Consider the following 20,089-nt stretch of genomic DNA (forward strand, 5'->3'; position numbering starts at 1 on the left):
CGCGCCCGGCGGTGCCTGGATGGGCAGCGGTACCGGTGTGCCGGGGACATCGGGTGGTGCCTCGCCGGGGCGTGCGGCGATCGGGATGCCCGGCGACGGTGGCAGGCCGTTGGGGTTCGGTGGTGAGGCGGCTACGTCGATCGGCGCCGGGAAACTGCCACCGAACGGTCCGACGTCAACACCGGTGCACGGCAACGGGTTCCATGGCCGCGGCAGCGCGTCGGGTGGTGGGGTGTAGGAACACGCCGTTCCGGGTGGGACGGCCGGTCCCGGGTGATCGGGTGTGCCTTCGAGCACCGGCGGCGCGGGCGGTGGTGCGCCGTTGGGGAACCGGGTGCCGTTGGGGTCGGGCCAGCGGAACTCGGGCAGCCCGGCGCTGCGCCAGAAGTTCTCCGGGTCGATGCCGCGCTTCTTGAAGGCGGCGTCGACGAACGGCTGCAGAATCCAGTACGGCAGCAGGTTGGCTATGACGATCTTGAAGTACGGTCCCGACGCCACGGATTCCCCGAGCGATGCGGCGAATTGACCCACAGAAGTGAGACTTTGGGCGAGGTCGGCTTTGCGTGCCACGAGCAAGTCGCTGATGGCATGCAACTGCTCCAGCACGGCGTTCAGGCTCGGATTGTCGTTGATGAACCCCTGCACGTCGGCCGAGAAGGCGGAAATGTTGTGCAGCAACGCATCGATGGCTTGTCCGCGTTCGTTGAAGGCGGCCAGCAGTGTGTTCGCGTTGACCAGCAACCGGTTGATCTGCTCGCTTCGGTCACCGAGCACGCTGGCTACCTGGTGGGCCTGAGCGAGCAGGTGCTTGATCTGTTCGTCGCGTTTACCGATGCTGTCGGAGAATTTGGTCAAACTGTTGAGCGTGGCGGTCAGGCGTGGGGAAGTCTGATTGATGGTCTGCGACAGGACATTCAGCGACCGCTTGATGGTGTCGAGGTCCCAGCCCGTGGCGGCCTTGGTGATGTCGAAGTTCGCGTCGTAGATCTCATAGGGGATGGTGCTTTGGCCCAGCGGTAACACAGCCCCTGGTCGCAACGTCTGCGTTCCCCGCGACTCGATTTCGAGCACCTTCCTGCCCAGGATGTTGTCGGTCTTGATGGCGAGTCGGCTCTCGGTGCCAATCCTTTTGCCGCCGACGGAAAACTTGATCAGGACATGGTTGCCGTCGATCTCGAGCGCCTGCACCTTGCCGACGTTCACGCCGGAGATGCGCACCTTGTCGTTCTTTTTGAGTTGACCGGTGTTGGCGAACTGTCCGTAGTAGCTCGGACTGGCGAACAGCATCGGGATGCTGGTGAAGGTTTGGGCGACGGCGACGACGAGCACCAGCACGGTGATGCCCATCAGCCCGACCCGGCCGCGGTTGAATTCCGTCAGTATTCTCATTGCGGCGTGCACCTACCGGTCGGTTGCTGCCAGATCCGAACCGTGCGTACCGGACCGCCGGGCTGCAGGCCGTTCCACTTGATGGTGAGGTCGCAGACGTAGTAATTGCCCCAGTCCCCATACAGGCCGGTGCTGCGGCCGATCAGATTGAGCGCGGTCGGCATCGTGTGGATCAGGTCTCCCAGCTGATCGCGTTGGTCGACCAGTGGCTGCTGAAGGGCCTGTAGGTAGTTGATCTCCTTGTGCAGCAGAGCGCGGTTGTCCGCGAGCAGGTCGGCCACCGTGCCGGCGGCGTTGCTGATATAAGCGGTGGCGGCGGCCAGCGGGTCGGCGTGGTTCTTCAGGCCGGTGATCAATCGCTCGAAGTTGTCGACGGTGTGGTCGAATTCCTTGCGGTGCCGAACGGTGGTGTCCAGCACGAGATTCAGGTTGTTGATCACCTCACCGATGGCCTGATCGCGTTCGGCGATGTGCGCGGTCAGCCGCGCGGTCTGATCGAGGATGTCGTTGATCGTGCCGCCCTGGCCCTGGAACACGGTGATGATGGCCGACGCGATTGTGTTGGCTTTCTCCGGATTCAGCGCCCGAAACAGCGGCCTGAAACCACCGATCAGGGCGTCGAGATCCAGCGCCGGTGAAGTTCGAGACAGCGGAATGAAGCCGCCCGCCGGCAGGACCCGATCGGTGCCATCACCCTCGCCGCGCTTGAGCTCCAGGTAGCGATTACCGACCAGGTCGAGGTAGCGGATCTGCGCGGTCGTCGACTGGTAGAGCCGGATCGACCGGTCCACGTCGAAGTCCACCTGTACTCGCATGCTGTCGTCGAGCAGCCGCACTTTTCTGACCTTGCCGATCTCCACGCCCGCGGCACGGACGAACTGGCCGTCGCGCAGGCCGCTGACGCTACTGAACTCGGCGGTATAGCTGTCGGTGCTGTTGAAACGCATTTGACCGAACACCACCACGACCGCCAGCGTGATCAGCAGCAGCACCAGCGAGACGATGCCGAGCTTGATAGCGGTGCCGGTGACTTTCATGGGTTGATCGTGTTGTCTCCGACTTGACGGCCCCACACGTACTCGATTGCGTACGGCGAGCCGGTGTCTAAGTGGTTGTAGGGCGCAAGGCTGGCGCCGGTGTCCACCACGAGTTCCGGCGCGGGCCACAGATCGCGTGTGATGGGCTGCCAGCACCCCGGCGCACCTCCGGGCCCGCCGCGGGCGTTCACCCGCGGCAGATTGTCCGGATACACATAGGGATTCGGAGCCCCGCCGACCAGTCCGGCCAGCCCGAGGAGCCCCATGGTGGCCGCGGTGCCGGTCAAACCTGGGAGAGTCAGTAGGCCTCCCAAGCCCGATGTCATCTCGGTCATGGTTTTCATCGCGTAGCCGTTGCCGCCGCCCGTCGCCGCGTAGGCCCTGGGTTCCTCGTCGTAGTAGTTGCGGATGGTGCAGAAGATTTCGGGGCTGTAGGTGTCGAGCAGCTGGGCGGTGGGCACCAGATCGGCCATCCCCCGCTGCAGGTAGGGCCCTCCACGTCGGAAAACGTCCACACCGGCGTTGCCTAAGCCGCCGGCGGCCAACAGCGCGGCATCCAGGTCCGCTTCCTGCCGGTGCAGCGTGCGCGCTGTGATGACCGCGTTGTTGAGAGAGTCGAGCAGATCCGGTGCGGCGTTGGCGAAGATGTCGCCCAGGGCCGTCAACTGCCGGGTGTCATGCCGGGTCCGCGACATTTGCGGATTGATGTCGTCGAGGATGGCATTGCCGTTGACGATCGATTGCCCAAGCTGGTCGCCCAAGCCGGTCAATGCCTCAGCCGCCGCGGCCAGCGTCAGGTTCACCTTGACCGGATCCACCTTCTCCGCGATCGAGGTGAGCGTCTCGAACAACGTGTTGAGCTCCGTTACCACCGACCCGGCATAAATCACTTGCTTTGGGCTGATGTTCTGCGGCACAGGGTTCTTCGGCGAGGTCAACGACACGTACTTGTTGCCGAACACCGTGGTCGCTTCGATCTTGGCGTCCACATTGGCTGGGATCAGCTCGAGGTACTTCGGGTTTACGTCCAAGACGAACTTGGCCGCCGGTACGCCGTTACGCTGGATTACCGAAATACTGGCCACCCGGCCGATTTCCACGCCGTTGTAGGTGACCTTCGACCCCGGATCCATCACCAAACCGGCGCGGGGCGCCACCAGCGTCAAGGGCGTCTTCGGCGTGAACTGGCCCCGAAACTGCAACCACACCAACGTAAGCACCATCGCAGCGACAGCCGAGAACACCAGAGCCGTTGTCTTGTACGGGGGGATACGTGACGGGTTCTCCTGCACCGGGGTCGTCATGGCGGCTACCCGGTGAGGTTGAAGTTCGGGTTTTTGCCGTAGACCGCCGTCGCGGTCAGGACGACGATGATCACGATTGTCACCACCGACAGCCGCATCGAGCGGCCGACCGCTTCACCGACACCGACCGGCCCGCCGGTGGCGGTGTAGCCGTAGTAGCAGTGGGTGGTCATCACGACCACCGCAGCCGGGAGCACCTGTGCGAACGACCAGCCCACGTCGTCGAGGCGCAGGAATGTATGGAAGTAGTGGTTGTAGGTGCCGGTGGACTGCCCGTAGAAAAGCACGGTGGTGACCTGTGCCGAGAGGAAGGACAAGGTGATCGCCAGCCCGTAGAGCGGGATGATGACGACGAGACCCGCCACCACCCGGGTGGAGGCCAGATAGGCGACCGATCGGATGCTCATCACTTCGAGCGCGTCGATCTCCTCGCTGATACGCATGGCGCCCAGTTCGGCGGTGGCGCCGGCACCGACCGTGGCGGCAAGTGCTTGACCGGCGGCGACCGGCGCGACAAATCGCACATTGACCAGTGCGGCCAAAAAGCCGGTGAAGGCGTCGGCACCGACGTTGCCCAGCGTCGCAAAGCCTTGGATGGCGACCAGTGAGCCCGCGGACAGGGTGATGAGGCCGATGATGGTGGCGGTGCCACCGACCACGGCCATCGCGCCGGTGCCCATCCCCATCTGGGCAATCATGCGCAGCAGCTCTCTGCGGTAGTGGCGTAGGGCGAAGGGGATCTGCCCGACTGCGGCCATCGCGAACCAGACCATCTGCCCGACTTCGACCATTAGCCGGGCCGGGGCGTCACCGTATTCACGGAGGGCAGTGGCTGCCCGCGGGAAGCGGATGCGCAGCGAGGGGGTCGCGGTAGCCGTTGCCATGTCAGCGGCCTGTCCCGAACCGGACACCGATCGTGGTCAGTGCCGCGTTGACGGCGAAAAGCGCGATGAAGCACAGCACCACCGTCTCGTTGACGGCAGTGCCCAGGCCCTTGGATCCGCCGCGCACGATCAGCCCGCGATAACAGCCGACCAGGCCGGCGATCAGCCCGAACGTCGCGGCCTTGATAATCGCGATCACGACCTCGGGCAGGCCGGTAAGCGCTGTCAGCGTGGACACGTAGCCACCGCTCGAGACGTTCTGCACGTACACGCTGAACACATAGGCGCCCGCTAGCCCGACGGCGACCACGAGGCCGTTGAGCAGCACCGCGACGATTGTCGAGGCGACGACGCGGGGGACCACCAGCCGGTGGATCGGGTCGATGCCGAGCACTTCAAGGGCATCGATCTCCTCGCGGATCGTGCGCGCACCGAGGTCGGCGCAGATCGCGGTGCCGCCCGCACCGGCGACGACCATCACCGTCACGATCGGGCCGAGCTGGGTGACCGCGGCGATCCCGGCACCAGCACCAGAGGTGTCCGCGGCGCCGAACTCGCCCAGTAGGACATTGAAAGTGAAGATGAGCAGCACGGTTTCCGGGATGGACAGCGCGATAGCGGGCAGCAGCGATACCCGCATGAGGAACCAGCCGGCCACGATGAACTCACGCCATTGGAAAGGCCGTGCGAGGGCTTTGCCGGTGAGCGCGCACATGCGGAAGAACCCGCCGGCCACTTCCGCCCCCGCCCGGAGGTGGTTTCCGAATTTGCCGACGGCCACAGTCAAGGTAGTCATCGGGGCGAGGCCTGACGTGGCGCATGAGCTTGCGCTGTTGATCGCCCGAGGGAACGGATCTGGGTCGGCGTGTGGTAGCCGACCGGACTACCGAATCGCATCGTCTGCTCAAGCGGGTCATGCAGTCTCGTGAGCCCGACATGGCGTTGGCGGTCGCGATCACGATCCGCAGGCTTGCCGCCATACCGCCAGTGCTGCGAAAAGCGATTCGTTAGAGCGCATTTCGGGAATCCGCCGAAAGACGCCGATATCCGACGGCATCGCCTCGACTCCGGGCACGACGGTGCGAGGTGCGACCCGCCGCATAGCTCGTCACCGGGCTCCAGCCACGGGCCGGTCACTTGCGCCCCTTGACCGGCGTCCTCCGCCCCGCTCCGACTCCCCGTCGGTTGTGCCACGCAGCCACTATGGCATTCGACTGTACGGACAGTCAATAACGACGCGGGCGCGGAATGAACGGCGGATGGCCGCGCCGGAGTCTTTGGGCTGCTCCACTATCGCGACCCTTTGGCGACTTGGCCCTTGCGCTACCCTCGGCGCGTCACGAGAGGCACGTCCATCCCGTTTTGGTCGGCGAACAAATCGACTGTACGTAGATGCGCGACTAGGGGGCATCGACTACGGGTCAATTACCCGCTCCTGCAGTGCATTTCGCTGCCGACTGCGCGGCCTGTCATCCCGTTGCGGCGGTGAGGGATTCGGCACGGCCGAGACGACGTCCGCGGAAGGGTCGCCCACTTGCTCAGCGCCAGGTGGTCGAGCAGCAGCCCGCCGAGCGAGCCGCCACATGGGTACTGCCGCGTCGCCGGTTGTCACTCAACCGCTCTACCTTGCGCTGGCGTGCCACCTTCGCGTTGCCGGCGAGCATCCGTGGGGCTTCGGACGTGTAAATGGTTGCGGCTATGCGCTTGTACGCCGCCGACCGGTGGTCCCATGGCGGCCGCAGGACCTCGAGCCGGCGAGCCGGAGGAAATTCCCCGAGTTCCCACCACATGATCTTTGGTCCAGAAGTGATCAACGATGGTGTCCCCGGACACCCCAAGCTCCTCGGCGATATCGCCGAGATTTGTTCTGTCATAGGCACGTTCAGCGACCTAGCGCACGAACGCTTCAAGGATCTTACGATTACCGGGCACGCGGTGTGGCGTCAGCCCTCGGCATAACTAACCGTACGAGCGGTCAATTATCACTCGTTCCGCGCATCCTCCCCGGTTGCGCCGCGACCGGTCGCCTGGTCCGGCGCGGGGTATTGACGGCGTTGCCGGCTCTGGCTGCGACGGCATCAGCCCCCATAGCGCCTGCTCGCGAAGAACGGCACCATGCCGTACGTCAAAACGCCCTGCGGCCAGTGCTCTTACCCGGTGCGGTTACGACAAACATCTTCGAGCCGGGTGCTGACTTAATCTCACCGGCCGCGTACATGGTCATGAGGTCTCTGCCATCGCTGTCGGCAACGCAGACATAGGTGTCCGTCTCCGCGTCATAGTCGAAGCTGTCCCAAGCCAATACGAAGGCCAAGCAGTTGCCGTCGCGGTCGGCGATCACCAGCTTGTGCACGCCTGACTCTTTTAATAGCTCGGCATCCCGCACGCGCTGCTGAGGGGCTCCGTTGGTGTGAAGCGTTAGGCTGTCTAACATCTGTACTCCCTTGGCGAGGTTCTCTCCTCCGATCCGAACGCGCGAATGCTCCGGACCAAGGCCAGTGTCTCTCCGAATGCCGCCCCCGACCAGGGCATTACGACCCATCCTCAAGGGCTCGTGAGTCGCCCGACCAAGAGGGCGAAATTCGAAGGCCTGCAGGATTCGCCAACGATTCGCACCCACGCGCAAACCGTTCGCAACTGTTGCCCGATCGATCACGACCGGGGTGGCAGCAGACGGCCTCACGAGCATGTCGGCACGGAGGCCGGTGGGAGCCAACCGTGCTTGGCCCCGCCGGAGCCACCCCGCCCTTCAACCTCCCAACCCCTTGGTTGACAATCGATCCAACACCCACTTCGTCTGAAGTCCACACGTCACGTCAAAGGAGACACGAGCATGGCTGAAGCCGTCATCGTCGAGGCAGTGCGCTCACCGATCGGGAAGCGCAACGGCGGGTTGTCCGGGGTGCACCCGGCGGACCTGTCAGCGCAGGTGCTCAACGGATTGGTGGAGCGGGCGGGCGTCGACCCCGGGATCGTCGACGACGTCATCTGGGGCTGCGTCATGCAGGCGGGCGAGCAGGCCCTCGACATCGGCCGCACCGCCCTGCTGGCCGCCGGGTGGCCGGAGACCGTCCCGGGCGTGACCGTCGACCGCCAGTGCGGCTCGAGCCAGCAGTCCATCCACTTCGCGGCGGCCGGCGTGGTGGCCGGGCACTACGACGTCGTGGTGGCCGGGGGCGTGGAGTCGATGTCGCGCACGCCGATGGGCTCGTCGCTGGCCAACGGTGGGCGGCCCTACCCCAAGGCATTCCTGGACCGCTACGAAGGGCAGATCCCCAACCAGGGCCTCGGCGCGGAGATGATCGCCGAGCAATGGGGCCTGGACCGCACCGCGCTCGACGAGTTCTCCCTGGGCTCGCACGAAAAGGCAGCGGCCGCACAGGATTCCGGTGCCTACGACGACCAGATCGTGGGAATTAAGGACCAGGACGGCAACGTGGTCCTCAAGGACGAAGGCATCCGCCGGGGCACCCCGATGGAGAAGATGGCGTCGCTGAAGCCGGCGTTCAAGGAAGACGGCGTCATCCACGCCGGCAACTCGTCGCAGATCTCCGACGGCGCGGCCGCCCTGCTGTTCATGTCCGCCGAGAAGGCCAAGGAGCTCGGCCTCAAGCCGATCGCCAAGGTGCACACCGCGACGCTGGCTGGGGCCGACCCGGTGATCATGCTGACCGCGCCCATCCCGGCCACCCAGAAGGTGCTCAAAAAGTCGGGACTCTCCATCGGCGACATCGGGGCTTACGAGGTCAACGAGGCGTTCGCACCCGTTCCGCTGGCGTGGCTGAAAGACATTGGTGCCGACGAGAAGAAGCTCAACCCGAATGGCGGCGCGATCGCGCTCGGCCACCCGCTCGGCGGCTCCGGGGCGCGGCTGATGACCACGTTGCTGTACCACATGCGGGACAAGGGAATTCGCTACGGCCTGCAGACGATGTGCGAAGGTGGTGGCCAGGCCAACGCCACCATCGTGGAGCTGTTGTGACGGACGCCGCCACCGATCAGCCGGCGGTGCTGGTCGAACGACGCGGCAACGTCATGGTGATCACCATCAACCGGCCCGAGGCACGCAACGCGGTCAACGGCGCCGTCAGCATCGGCGTCGGGGACGCGCTCGACGCGGCGCAACACGACCCTGACGTACGGGCCGTGGTGATCACCGGCGCCGGCGACAAGTCGTTTTGCGCCGGCGCCGACCTCAAGGCGATCTCGCGCCGGGAGAACCTGTATCACCCCGAGCACGGCGACTGGGGCTTCGCGGGTTACGTGCACCACTTCATCGACAAGCCCACCATCGCGGCGGTCAACGGCACCGCCCTGGGTGGGGGTACCGAGCTGGCCCTGGCCAGTGACCTGGTGGTGGCGGACGAGCGGGCCAAGTTCGGCCTGCCCGAGGTCAAACGCGGGCTGATTGCGGCCGCGGGTGGCGTGTTCCGGATCGTGCAGCAGCTGCCGCGCAAGGTGGGGATGGAGCTGCTGCTGACCGGTGAGCCGATCACCGCCTCCGACGCCTTCGAATGGGGCCTGATCAACCAGGTGGTCGAGGCGGGCACGGTGCTGGAAGCCGCACTGGCCCTGGCCGCCCGGGTGACCGTCAACGCACCACTGTCCGTGCAGGCCAGCAAGCGCATCGCCTACGGCGTCGACGACGGGGTCGTCACCGACGAGGAAGCGGGATGGCAGCGCACCATGAAAGAGATGGGCACTCTGCTGCGCTCCGAAGACGCCAAGGAGGGGCCGCTCGCTTTCGCCGAGAAGCGGGAGCCGGTCTGGAAGGCGCGCTAGCCCGGTGACGCTGCGCTAGGTCGCCAGGACGTTCACCCCGCGCTGGAACGCGGCGGGCAGCAGCGTGCATGCCGGCACGATGGCACGGCGCGCGAGCGGTGGGGTGCTGGCCAACACCAGGCCACGGGTGAGTAACCGGTAGTTGCGGGTAATCCGTTGCCACGCAAGCTCATACGACGACGGACTCTCGTCGGCGATCGCGGCGACCGCCGCGGCCGCTTGCTTGACTGCCAGGCTGATGCCTTCGCCCGTCAGTGCGTCTTCGTACCCCGCCGCGTCGCCCACGAGCAGCACCCGCCCCGCGACCCGGCGGGAGACCACCTGCCGCAACGGCCCGCACCCGCGCGCCTCGCCGCGGCCGGCACCCTCTAATTGCCCGGCCAGCCTTGGGAACCAGGCGAGGTCGGGTCGACCCGGCGACAAGATCGCCACGCCAACGAGGTCCGGTTCCACCGGGGTGACGTATGCCTCGCCCCAGCGTGACCAGTGCACCTCGACGAATTCCGACCATGCCGGCACCCGGTAATGCCAACGGACGCCGTAGCGCCGCGGCGTCCCCGCCGTCGCCGTGATTCCGACGGACCGCCTGACCTGAGAGTGCAGTCCGTCGGCCGCCACTAACCATTTCGCGCGCACGCCGGCGGCCGTCACCCCGTGCGCGTCCTGCTGCACGGTGGTCACCCGCGTCCGAAGCCATTCGGTGTCTTGCTCTTTCGCGCGCGCGGCCATTGCCGCGTGCAACGTCGTGCGCCGCACCCCCCGGCCCGGCCCGTTGCGAAACCGGGCCTGCGCCCGGCGGTGTTCGCTGACGTAAGCGATGCCGTGAAAGGGCATGCCGACCGGGTCGACCCCGAGCGCCGTCAGCTCGGCAAGCCCGCCCGGCATGAGGCCCTCACCGCACGCCTTGTCGATGGGGCCCTCGCGCGGGTCGGCGACGATCACCGAAAGTCCTTGGCGGCGTGCGTGTAACGCCGTGGCCAGGCCGCCCGGGCCGCCGCCGACGATCAACAGGTCGGTGTCGTAGTCGGTCATGTATAACCCAGCGCCGAGTTCTCGACCTGCAGCCGCACCCTCAGCAGCGCCGCGTTCGCCAGGGTGAAGATGCCCGCAGTCAGCCACGCCGTGTGCACCAACGGCAGCGCCAACCCCTCAGCCACCACTGCAACATAGTTCGGATGGTGCAGCCACCGGTAGGGACCCTGACGCACCAGCGGGGCCTGCGGCAGCACGATCACCCTGGTGTTCCATCGCCGCCCCAGCGTGGCGATGCACCACCAGCGCAGGCCCTGGCTGAGCGCCACCACCGCCAGCATCGGCCAGCCCAGCCAGGCGATGAACGGCCGGTGCAGTGCCCACGGTTCGAGAACGCAGCCGACCAGCAGCCCGGTGTGGATGAGCACCATCACCGGATAGTGCGGTCGGCCAAATTCCTTGGCGCCCTGGGCAAACGACCACTGCGCGTTGCGCTTGGACACGACCAGCTCCACGACGCGTTCGATCCCGACCGCGAGGACCAGCAGGTAATACATGTCTCCACTATCCGTTGACGAGGACTGCTTGTACCGGGTCCACGGTGCCGCCGCCGCGCCGGTTCACCCGCCGCGAGCGTAACCACCCGGCGAAAATCCGGGCCGGGAATCCCGGTGGCGTCACGTACGCGCCACCGGCCGAGCTCCGCCCGCTAGGTTGGACAGTATGCGGATCCTCGTCACCGGCGCCACCGGCTATGTCGGATCGCGGCTGGTCACGGCGCTGCTGGCGGACCGGCACCACGTCATGACGGCCACCCGGAACCCCGAGCGCCTAAGACGGTTCGGCTGGTTCGACGACGTCACGCCGGTGGCCTTCGACGCCGCGGATCCCGCGTCGACCCGGGCGGCTTTCGCGAGCTCCGGCCCCATTGACGTGGTCTATTACCTGGTGCACGCCATCGGCCAGCCCGGCTTCCGCGACGCCGACAAGGCCTCCGCCGCCAATGTGGCCGCGGCGGCCAGGGCTGCCGGGGTGCCACGCATCGTCTACCTGGGCGGATTCGTGCCCGCCGACGAGATCTTGTCCGAGCACCTGACCAGCCGGGCCGAGGTGGCCGAGGCCCTCGCGGTCCCGGACGGCCCGGAGCTGGTGTGGCTGGGCGCGGCGATGATCGTCGGCGCCGGCTCGACCTCGTTCGAAATGATGCGTTACGTCGGAGACCGCTTTCCGCTCATACCCATCCCGAGTTGGATGGACAACCCGATCGACCCGATCTCCATCCGCGATGTCCTGTATTACCTCGTCGCCGCGGCTGACGCCGAGCGGTTGCCGGCCGGCGCGTACGACATCTCCGGCCCGGACACGACGTCCTACCGGGAGCTGCTCAAGACGTATGCGCGAATCTCCGGCAGGTGGCACGCCGGGCTTCCTGTCGGCCGGGTCGACACCGGGCTGGCATCGCTGATCACCGGCGTCGCGCTCCCGGTGCCGCCGGGGCTGGCCGGCGACCTGGTCGAATCGCTGGACCATCCGATGGTGGCGTCCCACAGCGACCTACGCGACCGGGTGGCCGACCCGCCCGGTGGGTTGCTCGGCGTCAAAGACGCCATTGCCTTAGCCTTGGCCGATCAGTCGAATCGCCCGCGGCCGGTGAACGCTCTGGCCGATCCCCATCATCTGGCCGACACCGATCCCGTGTGGGCCGGCGGCGACGCGCGGCGCATCCGCCACGTCGCAGGCCGACTCACCCCGCCCGTCGTGCGCCCGGCCCTCCGCCTGGTCAACAGCGTCCCCGGGCCCGTTGCGGGCGCGCTGCGAACCGGCATCGACATCCTGACCTCGCTGACCCCGAAGGTGCGTCTCGCATGAGCCAGTCAACCGCCCCGTCCAACACCGGCACGCTGTCCGAGTGGCGCCGGGCGCTCACCAAAGTCGCTGTGCCGCACCATGAGTCGCCTGCCGTCGTGCGGCGTCGCCGGATCATCGTGGCCGTCACGGTGGTCATCGGTGCCGTGGTGCTCGGGTTTTCGTTGCGGCGCCACCCGGGGGATTCGAGCTTCTACTGGCTGACTTTGGCGCTGGCGGGGGTGTGGGTCGCCGGCGGGTTCGCGTCGGGCCCGCTGCATCTGGGCGGCATCTGTTGGCGCGGACGCAACCAGAGGCCGGTCATCACCGGGACGGCGATCGGTCTGCTGCTCGGCGGGGTCTTCGTGATCGGCGGGCTGATAGCCCGGGAGATCACGCCCGTGGCGGAGCTGATCACCAGGGTGCTGGAATACGCCCACCACGGGTGGTATCCGGTGATCGTGGCGATCACGCTCGTCAACGGCGTCGCCGAGGAAGTGTTCTTTCGCGGCGCGCTCTACACGGCCCTGGGCCGGTATCACCCCGTCCTGATTTCGACCATCCTCTACACGATCGCGACGCTGGCCAGTGGCAACCCCATGCTCGGCTTCGCCGCCATCATCCTGGGGACGGTGTGTGCATTCGAGCGCCGGGCGACCGGCGGTGTTTTGGCGCCGGTGCTCACCCACTTGGTGTGGGGGCTGATCATGGTGCTCGTGCTGCCGCCGATGTTCGGGGTATGAGCTAACCGGTCGTCGAACTCGCGACGTCGCGCGCCAGGGCGCGCATCGCGGCGGCCTGCCGCGGCCGCGCGAGTAACCAGTACGCCCGTCCGGGGATGCCGCTGGGGAGGAAGATCGACCGCTGCGTGAGCCGGCTGCCGCCTTCCTTGCGGGGCGCGACGGTGATTTCCAGCCATTGCTGCCCGAGCTTGTGCCTTCGCGCTCGCAGCCGCATCCCGGAGCCGGGTTCGGCCTCTTGTACCGTCCAGCGGCCGCCGCGCGCGGCTCTGCCCACGGCGTTTTCCAGAGCCCTCCACACGTCCTCGGGCCCGGCCTCGATCGCGGCAATCTGAACCTCGGTGTAGACGATCTCGCCGGCCCACTCGGGGTCGCTGGGCAGCAGGTTGGCCGGCTCGGTCCGCAACGACGACCAGGTGGCGTCGGGCAGCCCGCGCTGAGCCCGATTGAGCGCGAGTTCGACGGCCCGGCGGTAGGCGGTCAGGCCGCCGGGCGGCGGGGCGATGATGCTGTCGATGTCGTGGTTGCGCATGATCGCGTCGCATTCCAGCGATTCGATCAGCGGCCGCGCCAATCCCGGGGGAATCGGCGTCACCGTGCCCACCCAGAGGCTGGCGATCGTCGGTGTCAGGAACGGCAGCACGATCAGATATCGCTTGCCCAACCCCGCCACGTCGGCGTAGACGCGCATCATGTCGCCGTACTCCAGGACGTCGGGCCCACCGATGTCCCACGTCCGCGATGACGGCACCGGCGCCGTCGCCGCCGCGACCAGGTAGTACAGCACGTCGCTCACCGCGATCGGCTGGATCTTGTTGTGCACCCACTTCGGAGTGGTCATCACCGGCAACCGGTCGGTGAGGTGGCGGATCATCTCGAAGGATGCCGAGCCGGAACCGACGACGACCCCGGCCTGCAGCACGACGGCCTCGATGCCGGACTCGATGAGGGCCTCGCCCACGGCCTTGCGGGATTCCAGGTGCGGTGACAGCTTGCGACCTTCGGGATGCAGCCCGCTGAGATACACCACCCGGCGAACCCCGGCGCGGCGCGCCGCGGTCACGACGTTGCGGACCGCGCGCGTCTCCTCGTCGGCGAAATTCTCCGACGTGCCCATCGAGTGGACCAGGTAGTAGACGACGTCGATCCCGTCGAACGCGGCGACCAGCGAATCGACGTCGCCCAGGTCGCCGCGTGCGACCTCCGCCTGTTGTCGCCACGGAACGTCCGCCAGCTTCGCCGGGTTGCGCGCCAAGGCGCGCACCTGATGGCCCTCGTCGAGCAGTCGCGGCACCAACCGGCCGCCGATGTAGCCGGTCGCTCCGGTCACCAGGCAGCGCATCGGTTCAACCATCGGTTCTCCGTTCCTCGAGAGGGGAGGCTGACGCGACAGGATTGCCGGAACGATGCGGGACTAAAAGCCCTCGGCCGAACGAATTCAGCGGTCGGTGAAGTCCGGCGTGCGGCGCTGCTGGAAAGCGGTTGCGCCCTCGACGAAGTCGTGAGATCGCAGCAGCACGGCCTGCCCCTCGTACTCGCGCTGCAAAGCCGGATCCAACTGGGGGAGCGTGGCCGCGTTGATGGCGAGCTTGGTCTTGCCGAACGCCGCGACCGGTCCCGCCAGCAACCTGGCGATCACCTCGTCCACCTCGGCCTCGAATTCGTCGGCCGGGTAGACCGCGCTGACCAGTCCCCAGGACAGCGCGTCGGCGGCGGGCAGCCGTTCGGGCAGCAGCGCCATGTGCATCGCCCGGATTCGGCCGACGGCCGCGGCGATCAGTGCGGACGCACCGCCGTCGGGCATCAGGCCGATCTTGGTGAACGCGAGCATGAAAAAGGCGCTCTCCGAAGCCAATACGACGTCGCAAGCCAGGGCCAGGGAAACCCCGACGCCGGCCGCGGGGCCCTGGACCACCGCGACCACCGGGTGCGGCACCGCGGCGATCGCCCGGATCAGGCGGTTGATCTCCACGACGATCTCGTCCGGCGGGACCCCGGTGCTGGACACGTCGTCGGCGCTGATGCCCGCGCCGGAACAGAATCCCCGGCCCGCACCGCCGAGGCGCACCACCTTGACCTCCGGGTCGGTGGCCGCCCGCTCCATCGCGTCGGCGATGCCGGTAATCACCGGCAGGGTCAGCGAATTGAGGCTGTCGGCCCGGTCGATGGTCACCGACAGCACGCCGTCGGACGACGTGACGGAAAGGCCTGCGACGGGGGTCAGGGTGTCGATCGCGGATTGCGCCATGGGCTCACCCTAAGTGACCGGGCTGCGCGCCGGTCCGGGGCGGCTGCGAAGATGCCAACTACAACGGGCGTCAGAGCAGACGAAAGGTCGGTAGATCGTGGCTGGACCGCTGAAGGGACTTCGGGTCGTCGAGTTGGCCGGCATCGGGCCGGGTCCGCACGCGGCGATGATCTTGGGGGATCTGGGTGCCGACGTGGTGCGCATCGATCGGCCATCGACTGGCCCGGGTGGTGTCGCCAAGGACGCCATGCTGCGCAACCGGCGTGTGGTGACCGTCGACCTCAAGTCCGACGAGGGACGTGCCGTCGTGCTCAAGCTCGTCGCCAAAGCCGACGTGTTGATCGAGGGCTTCCGCCCCGGCGTCACAGAGCGGCTCGGCCTCGGGCCCGAGCAGTGCGCCGAGGTGAACGAGCGGCTGATCTACGCCAGGATGACCGGCTGGGGACAATCCGGCCCGCGCAGTCAGCAGGCGGGCCACGACATCAACTACATCTCCCTCAACGGGATCCTGCACGCCATCGGCCGGGCGAACGAGCGGCCGGTGCCGCCACTGAACCTGGTCGGCGACTTCGGCGGCGGCTCGATGTTCTTGTTGGTCGGCATCCTGTCCGCCCTGTGGGAGCGGCAGAACTCCGGCAAGGGTCAGGTGATCGATGCCGCGATGGTCGACGGTTCCAGCGTGTTGATCCAGATGATGTGGGCGATGCGGGGATTGGGCATGTGGTCGGACGTGCGCGGGACCAACATGCTCGACGGCGGCGCGCCCTACTACGACACCTACGAGTGCGCCGACGGGCGTTACGTCGCGGTGGGCGCCATCGAGCCGCAGTTCTACGCGGCCATGCTGTCCGGGCTGGGCCTGGATGCCGCCGACCTGCCGCCGCAGAACGACGTGAGCCGCTGGCCCGAGCTGCGCGCGGCGCTGACGGCGGCCTTCGCCGCCCACGACCGTGACCACTGGGCGAAGGTGTTCGCCGATTCCGACGCGTGCGTGACGCCGGTGCTGGCGTTCGGCGAGGTGGACAGCGAGCCGCACATCACCGAGCGGAACACCTTCTACGAGGTGGACGGCGGCCTGCAGCCGTTGCCTGCCCCGCGGTTCTCCCGCACCACGCCCGACGTGCCTCGGCCTCCGGCCGCCCCCCTGGCCGACGTCGAAGCTGTGCTGAACGACTGGGTATAGTCGCCAACCAACTGGTTGGCTGGACTCAAGGAAGGACTCGCATGGAAATCAAGGACGCCGTAGCCGTCGTCACCGGGGGCGCCTCGGGCCTCGGCTTGGCCACCACCAAGCGGCTGCTGGACGCCGGGGCGCAGGTGGTGGTGATCGACCTACGGGGCGAAGAGGCCGTCCAAGAGCTCGGCGAGCGCGCCCGCTTCGTGCAGGCCGACGTCACGGACGAGGCGGCCGTCAGCAAGGCGCTGGACACCGCCGAATCGCTGGGCCCGGTGCGCATCAACGTCAATTGCGCCGGCATCGGCAACGCCATCAAGACGCTGTCCAAGGACGGCCCGTTTCCGCTGGACGCGTTCAAGAAGGTGGTCGGGGTCAACCTGATCGGGACGTTCAACGTGCTGCGGCTGGCCGCCGAGCGCATCGCCAAGACCGAACCGGTCGGTGAGGAGCGCGGCGTCATCATCAACACCGCGTCGGTCGCCGCGTTCGAAGGCCAGATCGGCCAGGCCGCTTACTCGGCGTCCAAGGGCGGCGTGGTCGGCATGACGCTGCCGATCGCGCGCGACCTGTCGCGCGAGCTCATCCGCGTGGTAACCATCGCGCCGGGATTGTTCAAGACCCCGCTGCTGGGCTCGCTGCCCGAGGAGGCGCAGAAGTCGCTGGGCAAGCAGGTTCCACACCCGGCCCGGCTGGGGGACCCCGACGAGTACGGCGCGCTCGCGGTGCACATCATCGAAAACCCGATGCTCAACGGCGAAGTCATCCGCCTGGACGGCGCCATCCGCATGGCTCCTCGCTGAGGCCGCCAAACACGAAAGCCCCCCGCGTTGAGCGGGGGGCTTTCGTAACGGAGCAAGAACTTATCGGCGGAACCATCGACTGACGGCGGGTTCGGCCATTAACAGGCGGGCGAGCATGCTCATAGTCGGACCTCAGCTCGCCGCTTGCAGTTCGTCGAACTGCTCCGAGGTCTCGCCTTCCACCAGGACGTCGCCGTGGTAGAGGGCTTCGAAGTCAACCTTGATGACGTCGGCACTTGTGTCGTCGATCCACATGACACTGAGCGTATGGGCCACCATTAAGGAATCTTTGAGTCACGATTCGGAAAACCGTGGCAATTTACCGCTCGGTAGGTTGTACGCGGCCGACCGCGGCGTTTAGCCCCGTGACCTGCTTAGTTGCCACACATTTTTCTGGCCGGACTCTTACTGTCGCCGCGGTTTAAAACGCCGCATTGAACCGTGCGGCCGCCGCCGCCCGTGCTTAAAGAGGAATCTGTTTGACGCGTGAAAATTAGCGTTTGTTAAGTTGCGCGGGTACGCCAGCGGCCAGGGCGATCAGCACCGGCGGCGGAAGGGCTCGACATGCTGCAGGGGATCGCCCGGTTGGCCATCGCGGCGCCGCGCCGCATCATCGCAATAGGTGTCCTGGTCTTCATCGCCGCCGCGATCTTCGGCATCCCCGTCGCCAAGAGCCTGTCGCCCGGGGGCTTCCAGGATCCGCGCTCGGAGTCCGCCCACGCGATCCAGGTGCTGACCGACAAGTTCGGGCAGAGCGGTCAGCAAATGCTGATCCTGGTGACAGCGCCCGGGGGCACCAACAGCGAACAGGCCCGCACGGTGGGGACCGACCTGGTCAACGGGCTGCAGAAGTCACCGTTGGTCTACAACGTGTCGTCGCCGTGGACGGTCCCCCCGGCGGCGGCCGCCGACCTGATCAGTCGCGACGGCAAGTCGGGCCTGCTGGTCGTCAACCTCAAGGGCGGCGAGAACTACGCGCAGACCAACGCCCAGACCATCGCGGACCAGTTCATCCACGACCGTGACGGCGTGACCGTCAGCGCCGGCGGCGCGGCGATGCAGTACGCCCAGATCAATACCCAAAACCAGGCCGATCTGCTGGTGATGGAGATGATCGCGCTCCCGCTGAGCTTCCTGGTCCTCATCTGGGTGTTCGGCGGGCTGCTGGCGGCCGCTTTGCCGATGGCGCTGGGCGCCCTGGCCGTCGTCGGTTCGATGACGGTGTTGCGGCTGATCACGTTCAGCACCGAAGTGTCGATCTTCGCGCTCAACCTGAGCACCGCGTTGGGCCTGGCGCTGGCGATCGATTACACACTGCTGATCGTCAGTCGCTACCGCGACGAGCTGGCCGAGGGCAGCGACCGGGAAGAGGCGCTGATCCGGACCATGGCGACCTCCGGGCGCACGGTGCTGTTCTCCGCGGTCACCGTGGCGTTGTCCATGTCGGCGACCGTGGCGTTCCCGATGTACTTCCTCAAGTCGTTCGCCTACGCCGGTGTGGCCACCGTGGCCTTCGTCGCGACCGCCTCGATCGTGATCACGCCGGCCGCCATCGTTCTACTGGGCCACCGGCTGGACACGCTGGACGTGCGCCGGCTGCTGCGCCGCGTCTTTCGGCGCCCCGAGCCGGTGCACAAACCCGTCGAGCAGCTGTTCTGGTACCGGTCGAGCAAGCTGGTGATGCGCCGCTGGGCGCCGATCGGCCTGACCGTCGTCGCATTGCTGCTCCTGCTCGGCCTGCCGTTCCTCGGCGTGAAATGGGGCTTCCCGGACGACCGGGTGCTGCCGCGTTCGACCTCGTCCCACCAGGTCGGTGACCGACTCCGCAACGATTTCGCCGACGACTCCGACACGTCCGTGCCGGTCGTCATTCCCGATGCGCGTGGCGTGAGTCCGGCGGACCTGGACCGATACGCCTCGGACTTGTCGCGAGTTCCCGACGTGTCGGACGTGTCGGCTCCGGGCGGGACGTTCGTCGGCGGGAACCGAACGGGACCGCCCGCCGGGGCCACCGGGCTGGCCGACGGCAGCGCCTTCCTGACGGTCAGCAGCACGGCGCCGCTGTTCTCGCCGGCCAACGACGCCCAGCTCAAGCGGTTGCACGAGGTGCCCGGGCCGGCCGGCCGGGCCGTCGCGATGGGTGGTGTCGCCCAGGTCAACCGCGACAGCGTGGACGCGGTCACCGACCGGCTTCCGCTGGTGCTCGGGCTGATGGCCGCCATCACGTTCGCGCTGCTGTTCTTGCTCACCGGCAGCGTGGTACTGCCGGCGAAGGCGCTGGCCTGCAACATCCTCTCGCTGACCGCGGCCTTCGGTGCACTGGTGTGGATCTTCCAGGACGGGCATCTCGGCGCGCTCGGAACCACGCCGAGCGGGACGCTGGTCGCCAACATGCCGGTGCTGCTGTTCTGCATCGCCTTCGGGTTGTCGATGGACTATGAGGTGTTTCTGCTCTCGCGGATCCGCGAGTACTGGCTCGCGTCGGGGGCCGCTCGACCCGGACGGCCGACCCCGAAGGAGGCGCACGCCGCCAACGACGAGAGCGTCGCGCTCGGCGTCGCCCGGACCGGCCGGGTGATCACGGCGGCGGCCTTGGTGATGTCGATGTCGTTCGCGGCGCTGATCGCCGCCCACGTTTCGTTCATGCGGATGTTCGGCCTGGGGCTGACGCTTGCCGTGTTCGCCGACGCCACCCTGGTGCGGATGGTCGTGGTGCCGGCGTTCATGCATGTGATGGGCCGGTGGAATTGGTGGGCGCCCAGGCCGCTGGCCTGGCTGCACGATCGGTTCGGCATCAGCGAGGGAGGGGCCCACGGATACCTCGAGCCGGTCCTCGACGGCGGCCCGCTGGGGGAACCCGTGCCCAACATCGGCTGACGCCCGGATCGGTTCGTCGGCAAGACCCTATTGT

18 protein-coding genes and 1 pseudogene are annotated in these 20,089 nt (G+C 67.2%); 7 read left to right on the plus strand and 12 right to left on the minus strand.

The features are described 5' to 3' along the window. The 7 genes and pseudogenes from A5711_RS10070 to A5711_RS10095 form a co-directional block, all read right to left on the minus strand. Positions 1-1,389, minus strand: a 1,389-nt coding sequence (locus A5711_RS10070; RefSeq protein ID WP_067946003.1) for a virulence factor Mce family protein, incomplete at its 3' end; no start/stop codon positions are given. Next, on the minus strand, positions 1,386-2,426 hold the full coding sequence (locus A5711_RS10075; RefSeq protein WP_067946006.1) for a virulence factor Mce family protein: 1,041 nt from the start codon (positions 2,424-2,426) through the stop codon (positions 1,386-1,388). The genes A5711_RS10075 and A5711_RS10070, both read right to left, overlap by 4 nt. Then, on the minus strand, positions 2,423-3,730 hold the full coding sequence (locus tag A5711_RS10080) for an MCE family protein (RefSeq protein ID WP_067946008.1): 1,308 nt from the start codon (positions 3,728-3,730) through the stop codon (positions 2,423-2,425). Before A5711_RS10080 ends, A5711_RS10075 begins: the two co-directional genes overlap by 4 nt. 5 nt (positions 3,731-3,735) lie before the next feature. Then, the gene (locus A5711_RS10085; protein ID WP_067946010.1) at positions 3,736-4,614 is read right to left on the minus strand and encodes an ABC transporter permease; all 879 of its coding nucleotides are present in this window, start codon (positions 4,612-4,614) and stop codon (positions 3,736-3,738) included. 1 nt (position 4,615) lies between these two features. Then, complete coding sequence (locus A5711_RS10090) at positions 4,616-5,329, minus strand: MlaE family ABC transporter permease (RefSeq protein WP_369806034.1); 714 nt, start codon at positions 5,327-5,329, stop codon at positions 4,616-4,618. Between the two features lie 893 nt (positions 5,330-6,222). Beyond that, positions 6,223-6,489, minus strand: a pseudogene (locus A5711_RS28015) (hypothetical protein); the annotation flags it as partial. Positions 6,490-6,739: 250 nt separating this feature from the next. After that, positions 6,740-6,967 (minus strand): hypothetical protein, encoded by a 228-nt coding sequence (locus A5711_RS10095; protein WP_231987454.1) that lies wholly within the window; start codon positions 6,965-6,967, stop codon positions 6,740-6,742. A gap of 480 nt (positions 6,968-7,447) precedes the next feature. Between A5711_RS10095 and A5711_RS10100 the strand changes: the two genes are divergently transcribed. Then, on the plus strand, positions 7,448-8,596 hold the full coding sequence (locus A5711_RS10100) for a thiolase family protein (RefSeq protein WP_067946017.1): 1,149 nt from the start codon (positions 7,448-7,450) through the stop codon (positions 8,594-8,596). Continuing rightward, the gene (locus A5711_RS10105) at positions 8,593-9,396 is read left to right on the plus strand and encodes a crotonase/enoyl-CoA hydratase family protein (RefSeq protein WP_082975700.1); all 804 of its coding nucleotides are present in this window, start codon (positions 8,593-8,595) and stop codon (positions 9,394-9,396) included. Before A5711_RS10100 ends, A5711_RS10105 begins: the two co-directional genes overlap by 4 nt. A gap of 15 nt (positions 9,397-9,411) precedes the next feature. Here A5711_RS10105 and A5711_RS10110 read toward each other — a convergent pair whose 3' ends face one another. Beyond that, positions 9,412-10,428 (minus strand): NAD(P)/FAD-dependent oxidoreductase, encoded by a 1,017-nt coding sequence (locus A5711_RS10110; RefSeq protein ID WP_067946019.1) that lies wholly within the window; start codon positions 10,426-10,428, stop codon positions 9,412-9,414. Continuing rightward, positions 10,425-10,925 carry an isoprenylcysteine carboxyl methyltransferase family protein gene (locus tag A5711_RS10115; protein WP_067946021.1) on the minus strand — a complete coding sequence of 167 codons (501 nt, stop codon included), beginning with the start codon at positions 10,923-10,925 and terminating at the stop codon, positions 10,425-10,427. Before A5711_RS10115 ends, A5711_RS10110 begins: the two co-directional genes overlap by 4 nt. Positions 10,926-11,091: 166 nt before the next feature. On the opposite strand from A5711_RS10115, the gene A5711_RS10120 reads away from it, so the two are divergent. After that, the gene (locus A5711_RS10120; RefSeq protein ID WP_067946023.1) at positions 11,092-12,237 is read left to right on the plus strand and encodes an NAD(P)H-binding protein; all 1,146 of its coding nucleotides are present in this window, start codon (positions 11,092-11,094) and stop codon (positions 12,235-12,237) included. Further along, positions 12,234-12,956, plus strand: coding sequence for a CPBP family intramembrane glutamic endopeptidase (locus A5711_RS10125; RefSeq protein ID WP_067946025.1), 723 nt, complete (start codon positions 12,234-12,236; stop codon positions 12,954-12,956). Before A5711_RS10120 ends, A5711_RS10125 begins: the two co-directional genes overlap by 4 nt. A 1-nt stretch (position 12,957) precedes the next feature. On the opposite strand, the gene A5711_RS10130 is transcribed toward A5711_RS10125, so the two are convergent. Together A5711_RS10130 and A5711_RS10135 are read right to left on the minus strand one after the other, a co-directional pair. Next, positions 12,958-14,307, minus strand: a complete 1,350-nt coding sequence (locus A5711_RS10130) for a DUF2867 domain-containing protein (protein WP_067946027.1) — start codon at positions 14,305-14,307, stop codon at positions 12,958-12,960. A gap of 84 nt (positions 14,308-14,391) precedes the next feature. Continuing rightward, a complete protein-coding gene (locus tag A5711_RS10135) occupies positions 14,392-15,201 on the minus strand; it encodes an enoyl-CoA hydratase (RefSeq protein WP_067946029.1) in 810 nt (269 codons plus the stop codon). Between the two features lie 97 nt (positions 15,202-15,298). On the opposite strand from A5711_RS10135, the gene A5711_RS10140 reads away from it, so the two are divergent. Continuing rightward, positions 15,299-16,384 carry a CaiB/BaiF CoA-transferase family protein gene (locus tag A5711_RS10140; RefSeq protein WP_067946031.1) on the plus strand — a complete coding sequence of 362 codons (1,086 nt, stop codon included), beginning with the start codon at positions 15,299-15,301 and terminating at the stop codon, positions 16,382-16,384. Between the two features lie 41 nt (positions 16,385-16,425). After that, positions 16,426-17,178, plus strand: coding sequence for a 3-hydroxyacyl-CoA dehydrogenase (locus A5711_RS10145; RefSeq protein ID WP_066951567.1), 753 nt, complete (start codon positions 16,426-16,428; stop codon positions 17,176-17,178). A gap of 132 nt (positions 17,179-17,310) precedes the next feature. Here A5711_RS10145 and A5711_RS27900 read toward each other — a convergent pair whose 3' ends face one another. Continuing rightward, positions 17,311-17,433, minus strand: a complete 123-nt coding sequence (locus A5711_RS27900; RefSeq protein ID WP_003878506.1) for a hypothetical protein — start codon at positions 17,431-17,433, stop codon at positions 17,311-17,313. Positions 17,434-17,742: 309 nt separating this feature from the next. On the opposite strand from A5711_RS27900, the gene A5711_RS10150 reads away from it, so the two are divergent. Then, positions 17,743-20,055 (plus strand): MMPL family transporter, encoded by a 2,313-nt coding sequence (locus A5711_RS10150; RefSeq protein WP_067946033.1) that lies wholly within the window; start codon positions 17,743-17,745, stop codon positions 20,053-20,055. Positions 20,056-20,089 lie beyond the last annotated feature (34 nt).

This window comes from Mycobacterium sp. E2238, from assembly GCF_001672665.1.
In the GTDB taxonomy this organism is placed as follows: domain Bacteria; phylum Actinomycetota; class Actinomycetes; order Mycobacteriales; family Mycobacteriaceae; genus Mycobacterium.

Coding starts and splice junctions, on each gene's coding strand:
- A5711_RS10075 (WP_067946006.1), bottom strand. CDS start 2,426: ATGAAAGTCACCGGCACCGCTATCAAGCTCGGCATCGTCTCGCTGGTG.
- A5711_RS10080 (WP_067946008.1), bottom strand. CDS start 3,730: ATGACGACCCCGGTGCAGGAGAACCCGTCACGTATCCCCCCGTACAAG.
- A5711_RS10085 (WP_067946010.1), bottom strand. CDS start 4,614: ATGGCAACGGCTACCGCGACCCCCTCGCTGCGCATCCGCTTCCCGCGG.
- A5711_RS10090 (WP_369806034.1), bottom strand. CDS start 5,329: ATGTGCGCGCTCACCGGCAAAGCCCTCGCACGGCCTTTCCAATGGCGT.
- A5711_RS10100 (WP_067946017.1), top strand. CDS start 7,448: ATGGCTGAAGCCGTCATCGTCGAGGCAGTGCGCTCACCGATCGGGAAG.
- A5711_RS10110 (WP_067946019.1), bottom strand. CDS start 10,428: ATGACCGACTACGACACCGACCTGTTGATCGTCGGCGGCGGCCCGGGC.
- A5711_RS10115 (WP_067946021.1), bottom strand. CDS start 10,925: ATGTATTACCTGCTGGTCCTCGCGGTCGGGATCGAACGCGTCGTGGAG.
- A5711_RS10120 (WP_067946023.1), top strand. CDS start 11,092: ATGCGGATCCTCGTCACCGGCGCCACCGGCTATGTCGGATCGCGGCTG.
- A5711_RS10125 (WP_067946025.1), top strand. CDS start 12,234: ATGAGCCAGTCAACCGCCCCGTCCAACACCGGCACGCTGTCCGAGTGG.
- A5711_RS10130 (WP_067946027.1), bottom strand. CDS start 14,307: ATGGTTGAACCGATGCGCTGCCTGGTGACCGGAGCGACCGGCTACATC.
- A5711_RS10135 (WP_067946029.1), bottom strand. CDS start 15,201: ATGGCGCAATCCGCGATCGACACCCTGACCCCCGTCGCAGGCCTTTCC.
- A5711_RS10145 (WP_066951567.1), top strand. CDS start 16,426: ATGGAAATCAAGGACGCCGTAGCCGTCGTCACCGGGGGCGCCTCGGGC.
- A5711_RS27900 (WP_003878506.1), bottom strand. CDS start 17,433: ATGTGGATCGACGACACAAGTGCCGACGTCATCAAGGTTGACTTCGAA.
- A5711_RS10150 (WP_067946033.1), top strand. CDS start 17,743: ATGCTGCAGGGGATCGCCCGGTTGGCCATCGCGGCGCCGCGCCGCATC.